The organism is Thermus sp. (assembly GCF_056332225.1).
Window position 1 is genome coordinate 1 of the sequence record NZ_JBWGQW010000213.1, and the last position, 620, is coordinate 620.

1 protein-coding gene is annotated in these 620 nt (G+C 71.1%); it reads right to left on the bottom strand.

Translation table 11 applies throughout. The features are described from left to right. Positions 1 to 596 (bottom strand): hypothetical protein (locus AC01Y6_RS10975; RefSeq protein ID WP_476671563.1); only part of this gene is annotated, 596 nt, incomplete at its 3' end. Positions 597 to 620 lie beyond the last annotated feature (24 nt).

Below are 620 nucleotides of genomic sequence, written 5' to 3' on the forward strand. Positions count from 1 at the left end.
CCCTCTGGGGAGAAGTGGAGGACCTCCAGGGCCCTTTGCGCCACCTCGGCGAGAACCCCTTCCTCCTCCACGAAGCGCCGCAGGACACCGAGGCCCCCCTCGGCGTCCTCGAGGTAGAGGAAGCGCCCGGGGGCGAGCTCCACCAGGTCGAGCTCGCTCTCCTCCACCCCGAAGTGGGCCTCCATCCCCCGCTTGAGGGCGAAGGCCAGGGAAAGAAGGGCGTCCCCCTCCCCCTCCGCTTCCCGCAGGCCCGAGAGGTCCAGGAGGAGGGCGTTCTGCGTGGTCTGGACCCTGAGGGCCACCCGCTCGAGGGCGCTTTCCGGCTCCCCGGACCGCCTCTTCGCCTCCTCCTCGCTAAGGAGGTCCCCGCTCTCCAGGTCCACGTAAAAGCCCCCGCTTTGCGAGCGCCTCTGCCCCCGGTTGATGCGGTGCACCCGCGCCGAGGGCGCGTAGACCAGGGGAAGCCTGAGCCCCTCCAGGGCCACCGCCCCACGCCTTCCCTGCCCGGAGAACTCGTAGGCCACCTCGAGGCGATACCCTCCCCGGAAGCGCTCCTCCTCGTTGGCGGTGATCCGCTCCCGCCGCCTCGTCCTCACCCCCACGAGGTCCAGGACCTGGAG